This is a genomic window from Pseudanabaena sp. CCNP1317, from assembly GCF_034931345.1.
GTDB classification, from domain to species: Bacteria; Cyanobacteriota; Cyanobacteriia; order Pseudanabaenales; family Pseudanabaenaceae; genus Pseudanabaena; species Pseudanabaena galeata.
Genome location: NZ_JAYGIF010000126.1, coordinates 1 through 8194 on the forward strand (window position 1 = coordinate 1; position 8194 = coordinate 8194).

Annotated in this window: 5 protein-coding genes and 1 pseudogene; 5 read left to right on the top strand and 1 reads right to left on the bottom strand. The window is 42.0% G+C overall.

Annotated elements, in window-relative coordinates; translation table 11 throughout:
* Positions 1-126: 126 nt before the first annotated feature.
* Positions 127-504: a GGDEF domain-containing protein gene (locus tag VB775_RS22225; protein ID WP_281009372.1), complete on the top strand. Its 378-nt coding sequence runs from the start codon at positions 127-129 to the stop codon at positions 502-504.
* A gap of 275 nt (positions 505-779) precedes the next feature.
* Here the strand turns inward: VB775_RS22225 and VB775_RS22230 are convergent, their stop codons facing one another.
* Positions 780-2336, bottom strand: coding sequence for a cation:proton antiporter (locus VB775_RS22230; RefSeq protein WP_281008263.1), 1557 nt, complete (start codon positions 2334-2336; stop codon positions 780-782).
* 147 nt (positions 2337-2483) lie between these two features.
* Here VB775_RS22230 and VB775_RS22235 point away from each other — a divergent pair, with 147 nt between their 5' ends.
* From VB775_RS22235 to VB775_RS22250, 4 genes and pseudogenes are all read left to right on the top strand, one after another.
* Entirely contained in the window at positions 2484-3074 is a 591-nt protein-coding gene (locus VB775_RS22235) for an SH3 domain-containing protein (protein ID WP_281008262.1), read from the top strand.
* Between the two features lie 266 nt (positions 3075-3340).
* Positions 3341-5476, top strand: coding sequence for an HAD-IIB family hydrolase (locus VB775_RS22240; protein WP_281008261.1), 2136 nt, complete (start codon positions 3341-3343; stop codon positions 5474-5476).
* A gap of 153 nt (positions 5477-5629) precedes the next feature.
* Positions 5630-6475: an HAD-IIB family hydrolase gene (locus tag VB775_RS22245; protein ID WP_281008260.1), complete on the top strand. Its 846-nt coding sequence runs from the start codon at positions 5630-5632 to the stop codon at positions 6473-6475.
* A 58-nt stretch (positions 6476-6533) separates the two neighbouring features.
* Positions 6534-8069 (top strand): annotated as a pseudogene (locus VB775_RS22250) (alpha-amylase family protein); the annotation flags it as partial.
* Positions 8070-8194: the final 125 nt, after the last annotated feature.

Below are 8194 nucleotides of genomic sequence, written 5' to 3' on the forward strand. Positions count from 1 at the left end.
ACTTCACAGAAGATTCGCGTGATATCCAAGTGCGATACGATACTGTTCATATTGCTGAGGCTTTTAGTTTGTCAAACCTAGTCTCAGCTTTTCTTTTGCTTTTGTCTACTCCGTCGAACTGACGTTATTTTAATTGATATCGATTTCTTTAAACGGGTTAATGATGTCTATGGACATGATGGCGGTGATATGGTGCTGGTTCATCTTGCTCAAATTCTGCAAACCAAAATGCGTCACATAGATTCAGCGAGTCGATGGGGCGGCGAAGAGTTTTTGATTTTATTACCTGATACAGTCCTCGATCAGGCTCATGAGATTGCCGAGCAATTACGCTCGTATGTGGAGACAAATCCCGCACCATCAAATATTCAAATCACAATCAGTTTAGGAATCGCCGTAATCAGTCAGCATGGCAATTCGTTGGAGAGCTTAATTACGGCGGCTGACCATGCTCTCTATGCAGCCAAGAAAAATGGACGTAACCAAGTAGCGATCGCCAACTAGAAATCAGAAGGAATAGACGGCACGAAGTGCCGTCTATTCCTTCTGATTTCGTTTAACGTCAGTTCGACAAAAGTGGAACGCTGAGATTGGGGCTTGGAGACCAAGCCCCTACATATGTGTAAATGTAGGGGCTTGGTCTCCAAGCCCTCTTTCTAACTTAACGCCAGTTCGACAAAAGCGAAAAATGGTAAGAATCGCTAAACGATTCTTACCATTTTTCGCCATTTGCGGCGTGCTTCGCACGCCGCAAATGGCTATATGGAACTCACGTTAAATTAAAATTTGGCTGGCTCTTGGTCTAAGAATAGAGAGAGTTCTTGATTTAATCGACCTGTACGCACAAACTCAGCATAGGTGTCAGCCTCGATCGCTAATAGTTCTTCACGCAATTGGTCAGTGATAAAAGTGATTAGATCAGGATATTCGCTTTGAAGCTGAACAACTTCCTCTTGGAGTCGAGTTAGCTCACCCTTGACCAAAGATACTTGATAGTTATAGAACTCGATCTCAACCCTTGGATGTTGCTCTATTTCGATCAACCGTTGCAAAACTCGCCTGAGCGCAGCTTGACGGGCTATGATTTCTAGATATCTTTGGCGCATTGGTTGCTTTTGGAGCAGATTTAGCTTTTGAAGAACAGGCTGAATCGTCAATCCTTGTACAAGCAAAGTAAATAGCACCGTTCCAAATACAGTTGCAATAACTAACTCTCTTCCTTCAAAGTTTTCAGGGACACTCAAGGCTAGGGCAATAGACACCGCGCCCCGCAGCCCTCCCCACCAAAGTACCGTTTGCTCGGCAATGGGAATTTCTGACTTCGCAAAGTGATTGCTCAATCCACTCAGACTATAAATAGCGATCGCCCTTGTGCCAATTACGGCGGCGATTGTCACGGCGATCGCGCCAATATTTTCACCTAGAATGGCAAAGCGGATCTGATCGCCAATTAATAGAAAGACAATGGAATTCACAAAAAAGGCTAAGAATTCCCAAAATTCACTGACAATGATTCTTGTACGAGGATTCATCCCAATTAGAGAACCAAAATTTCCTAAAATTAATCCCGTTGTGACTACTGCAATTACTCCTGAGCCGCCTAATTCTTCTGTAATCAAGTAAGTTCCATAGGCGATCACCAGAGTTAGTGACTGCTCAACTAAAGGCAGATCAAAACGCTGAGTCAAATAGGAAACGCCAAACCCGATTATTCCTCCAGTACCTAGCCCAATTCCTACTACCAAAACTAACTGAGTAAAAACTGCCTGAAATGTCAAATTTGCAGTTCCTTGGGAAAAGGCAATCAAAAAGCCAAAGGCAACTACTGCCATACCATCATTAAATAAGCTCTCACCTTCCATCAAAGTAGTTAGACGCTTACCCACGCCTAACTCTCGAAATAGAGCAGTAACTGAGACAGGATCGGTCGCTGACAGGCTAGCGCCAATTAGTAAAGCAGTTGGTAAAGCTATCTGAGCAAATTGATTGAGGCTGATGGCAATTCCTGCGATCGCAATGACAACTCCAAAAACTGCATAGAGACTAATCGGAATTAAATCCTGCTTTAACCGTGACCATTTCAAATTCCAAGCAGCTTCAAATAGCAAAGGTGGCAAGAAAATCAACAAAATCAATTGGGGCGAGAGATTAATCAATCGCACATCGGCTAATGCCAATCCTAGACCAACAATCACCAATAGTAATGTATAGGGAATTCGGCGAAACCAACTAAAAACTTGGGGCAAAGTTGCCACACTCAGCGAGACCGAAAGCACCAGTAAAAATTGTTTTAAATTTTCTGCGATCGCTGCATCTTTCAGCCCTGATTCAATCATTTTTATTTCTCCTTAGGTTTAGAGTAATCCAGAAAGATTTTTGAAAGCGCTGCTCCGCAGCGCTTTCAAAAATCTTTCTGGGTTTTAACTAAGCGCAAAGCGCTGTAACAGAGTAAAATTAGGTCTATAAATAACGAAGTTAACAACATGAAAACTCCATTATGCACCAAGCTAATATCTTTGTTTTTAGGCTTTTTGCCTTTTTTTATGGCGACAAGTATTAATGCTGGTGAGGAGGTTGTGCTAGAAAATGTGCCACAAAATATCTGTGGGAACTCTTTTAGAATTATTGGTGATGGTGAAAGTGCAGCAGAAGTTTTTAAACAACCACATTACTATGCAGATGAGCGTGGGGCTGAGGTCATTAAACTTGTACCTGCTGGGACTGAAGTTCTTTTTCAAGTCTCTGATAGAACTGGAGATTGGTCAGAAATTAGCCTGAAAGGAGGATTGGCAGGATGGGTTCGCAGTAGAGATTTGAGAGCAAGTTCCGATGGTAGTTTAGCATTTAACGGTAAGATGAGGGTCAAAACCTTAGATGGCTCAAATGTGAACATTCGAGAATTTCCCAGCTTGTCAGCCAAGAAAATTGGTTCTCTGGAAATAGATACTATTGTGACCTACAAAGGATTTGACGGCTATTGGACTAAGATAGTTGATGGAAAAGGTATTGAAGGTTTTGTGAGTTCTAAATTTTTAGTTTGTGCAGATTCTAATTTAAACTCACTCATTCATTAGGAAGATATTTGAGGAATTTTTTAGAATCTACAAATATTTTCAGATAGATATTCTAAACTAGAAGCGCGAAGATAATTATCTCATATCTTTATAGCTCTTTATAGCTATAGTCAGTAATGTTAAGACAAAAACAAAACCCAGTCGATAGTTGCGGCGCAAAGCGCCGCAGCTATCGAGATCACTTGAGTGGCTATAGTTTACTTTTATAAAGTGTTATTTGGAGAATTGTTCAAATCTGTTGTATTTTAACCTTAGATTAACCAGTTATGTCCAACAAGAACCACACACCATTATATATTCTGCTTATCAGCATTCATGGATTGATCAGAGGTCAGAATCTAGAATTGGGGCGAGATGCAGATACTGGAGGTCAAACAAAATATGTTGTGGAATTGGCTAAAGCTATTGCCAAACAGTCGAATGTAGAGCGTGTTGATTTGGTTACCAGACTGATTATTGATGATGCTGTAGATGCTGACTATGGCTTAGAGACTGAACCTTTAGCCGAAAATGCTCAGATCGTGCGAATTGAAGCAGGACCTGAAGGCTATATTCCCAAAGAAGAATTATGGAGTCATCTGGATGGCTTTACCGATCGCCTGTTTGCTTGGTTACTCAAACAGCCGCGTTTGCCCGATATCATTCATAGTCACTATGCCGATGCGGGATATGTGGGAGCGCGACTTTCCCATTTAACGGGTTTACCCCTAATCCATACGGGACATTCATTAGGGCGAGATAAGTTGCGAAGATTGCTGGGATCAGGAATACCCCTAGAACAGATCGAAGAACGCTATCATATGCTCCAGAGGGTCAGTGCTGAAGAAGACACCCTCAGTAATGCAGACTTAGTGATTACTAGCACGCGCAATGAAATTGAAGATCAGTATGAACTTTACGACTACTACACGCCCGAAAAAATGGCGATCATCCCCCCTGGGACGGATTTAGAGCAGTTTTATCCACCAACTGAAAATAATCAAGCGATCGCTTTTCAAGAGGTTCTCGCCAAGTTTCTCAATAATCCTGAAAAGCCAATCATTCTGGCTCTTTCTCGCCCCGATCAGCGTAAAAACATCGTTACACTTTTAGAAGCCTATGGTCAATCAACCCGTCTCCAAGAATTAGCTAATCTCGTAATTGTGGCAGGTAATCGACAGGATATTCGAGATCTAAATGAGGGGGCGCAAAGTGTTTTGACAGAATTATTGCTGGTAATGGATTGCTATGATCTGTATGGTCGAGTAGCTCTACCGAAGCACCATAGTTCTGGTGAAGTTGCGGATATTTATCGATTAGCGACTAAGTCTAAGGGTGTTTTTATCAATCCTGCTCTCACTGAGCCTTTTGGACTAACGCTATTAGAGGCGGCAGCGAGTGGATTGCCATTGGTTGCCACTGAAAATGGGGGGCCAGTGGATATTATTGGTAATTGTGAGAATGGATTATTAGTTGATCCTTTGAATGAGAAGGCGATCGCTGAGGCTTTATTGCAGATTCTCGAAGATGCAGATCTCTGGCAGCAATTTTCTGAAAATGGATTAAAAAATGTTGCCAAATTCTATTCATGGGAGTCTCATGCTCAAACCTATTTGCAAAAAGTTCAGCCTCTCGTACTGCAACAGGAACCTTTACCAAAGCCAACATTCTTGCCAAAAGCAGGACAATATCGTAAGCGGGCGATTTTCACGGCGATCGACAATACCTTATTGGGGGATGCGGAAGCATTGGCGCAATTTATCCAACTTGTTCGCCAACAACACAGAAAATTTCTGTTTGGTATCGCCACAGGTCGGCGTTTAGATTCAGTTCTCAAGATTTTAAAAAACTATGGAATTCCTACTCCCGATGTTCTAATTACCAGTTTAGGCACAGAGATTTACTACCCTCCTCGCTATAATGCGGATATTGCTTGGAATTACCATATCGATCATTGGTGGACACCACAAGTATTACGGCGCATTATCGATCCATTATCAGGGATCACCCCGCAGCCAAAGGAGCAGCAAAGTCGGTTTAAGGTTTCCTATTACTACGATGCCAATATTGCCCCATCAATGGAAGAGATTTTGACTCTATTGCGTCAACAGGAATTGTCGGTGAATACAACTCTCTCCTTTGGTCAATATCTGGACTTTGTACCTGCAAGGGCTTCTAAGGGGCTTGCTCTGCGCTATGTTGCTAGACAATGGAATATTCCGCTAGAGCAGGTTTTGGTGAATGGTGGATCAGGCGGTGATGAAGATATGCTACGTGGCAATACTTTGGGCGTGGTCGTTGATAATCGTCACCGTGAAGAATTGTTGGCTTTGAATGATAGCGATCGCGTTTATTTTGCCGAAAGCGCCCATGCTGGCGGTATTTTAGAGGCGATCGCCCATTATGATTTCTTTAATTTATAACCTGATGTTATATGGAACCCTCACCCCCCAGCCCCCTCTCCCATCAAGGGAGAGGAGCAAGACTAATTTCTTGTTCCCCTCTCCCCTTTTGGGAGAGGGGCTAGGGGTGAGGGTCTTGAAAACTTTTTACACCAACCAATACAATCTTGACCTATGCAGAAATTATTGATTTGTACTGACCTTGACCGCACGCTACTACCCAATGGAACTCAACCAGAATCCCCTGAAGCACGAGCCATATTCTCCCGTTTAGTCAGTCGCCCCGAAGTCTGTTTGGTATATGTAAGCGGTAGAAATCTCGCATTAGTTCAAGAAGCGATTCAGGAATATGATCTACCCACACCCAATTGGGTTGTTGGTGATGTCGGTAGTACGATCTACAAATTTGAGGGCGATCGCTGGAAATCTTGGCAAAACTGGACACAGCAGATTGCGGTTGATTGGCGAGGTTTAAACGCTGTAGATTTAGAGCCATGGTTTAGCGATTTAGAGGAAATATCGCATTTAGTTTTGCAAGAACCCGATCAACAAAGCCGTTTTAAACTGAGTTATTATCTGCCCTTGGATGTCGAAAAAGATGCTTTGCAGCAGTACATCAGCGATCGCCTTGAAGAACAAAATATTGTCGCAAGTTTGATCTATAGTGTTGATGAAGCTAAGGGAATTGGATTACTAGATATCTTGCCAGCCCATGCCACAAAACTCCATGCAGTGGAATTTTTGATGGATCAATTGGATTTTGATCACAGTAATACAGTCTTTGCAGGTGATAGTGGTAATGATCTACCATTACTGATTAGTCCTGTGCCTTCGATTTTGGTCGCCAATGCCCATGTCGATATAATTGCTCAATCTCAACAACAAGCAAAGGAACAAGGGAATATACACAATTTGTATTTAGCTCATGGTGGTTTTTTGGACATGAATGGGAATTATAGTGCAGGAATTTTGGAAGGAATTGTCCATTATTATCCAGACGCACAAAAATGGATAGAATGATGTGCCGCTCTAAGCGCAGCACATCATTCTATAGACAAATATATTTTAGAAAAATCCTATGTACGAACAGATTTCTCACTCACTTTTAAATTCTATCCTTGACGATTTAAAGCCTGAAATTCGCCGCCAAGATTTACGACATTTTTATACTCGACTTGGAGCGAATTTCTATGCAATCCATTCGCTTTTCTATACGCTGTATGGACATCGCGATGATTTTAAATTGCAAATGTTGCGCCTAGTAGAAACTATGGCAAAGGGCTATATCGATCGCTCTCCAGAATTAGAGCGTTTGGATATTCAGCGAGAACAGGATCATAACTGGTTTTTGTCGCAAAAATGGGTAGGGATGGCTCTCTATTCCAATGGATTTGCCGACAATTTACGGGATCTCGTCAGCAAAACCAGCTATTTTCAAGAATTAGGTATCAATATGGTGCATATTATGCCAATTTTGAAATGTCCTGAAGGTAAAAGTGATGGAGGCTACGCAATCAGTGATTTTCGACAAATTGACGATCGCGTTGGCGACTTAGAAGATGTGCGTCTGATTGCCGAAGATTTCCGTAAACGAGATATTTTGTTGGTTCTGGATATTGTTCTAAATCATACTTCTGACGAACATGAATGGGCTAAGAAAGCCATCAAAGGCGATAGTCGCTTTCAAGACTATTTCTACATTTATGAAGGGCGCGAAGTTCCTGATATGTTCGAGCAGAGTATGCCCGAAGTATTTCCTGAAACCGATCCAGGTAATTTCACTTGGAATCCTGAAATGGAAAAATGGGTGATGACAGTTTTTCATGATTATCAATGGGATTTGAACTATAGTAACCCTACGGTATTTATTGAGATGCTGGACATTATTCTGTTTTGGGCAAATCAAGGTGTGGATATTTTGCGGCTTGATGCGGTGGCTTTTTTGTGGAAGAAGATTGGCACTTCTTGTCAAAATGAACGCAAAGCCCACCTGATTTTGCAGTTAATGAAGGACTGCTGCCAAGTTTCTGCCCCTGGGGTGTTATTTATTGCGGAAGCGATCGTTGCACCTGTGGAAGTAATTAAGTATTTTGGAGAAGATGCGATCGCTGCCAAAGAATGTGAAATCGCCTATAACGCGACTTTAATGGCTCTACTCTGGGATAGCGTGGCAACTAAAAACACGAAACTCCTCAGTCAAGGGATCAAGAGCTTGCCCAATAAATTGGAACGAGCGACTTGGCTAAATTATGTCCGATGTCATGATGATATTGGTTTTGGATTTGACGATAACGATATTCGCTTAGCGGGTTACGAACCTCATTCCCACCGACGCTTTTTGATTGATTACTTTAGGGGTAAGTTTGACGGTTCGGCTAGGGGTTTAGAATTTATGCATAATGAAGCTACGGGAGATGGACGTGTCTGTGGGTCATTGGCTTCTCTAGTCGGTCTAGAATCAGCTCTAGAATCGGAAGATAAAAACTTGATTTCTGCTGCTATTAATCGAATTCTCTTACTGCATGGAATTATTCTATCCTTTGGGGGAATTCCTTTGATCTATAACGGTGATGCGATCGGTGTACTCAATGATTACAGCTTTAGCGAAGATCCTATACTTTAGACGGTCAGAACTTGAGCTTTGAGAAAATGGGATAATCGGCTAAAGAATTTAATACTGCCGCCAAAATTAATTCATGATTACAATCGAATTTTCAGAAGACGAGAAGAAAAAACTAC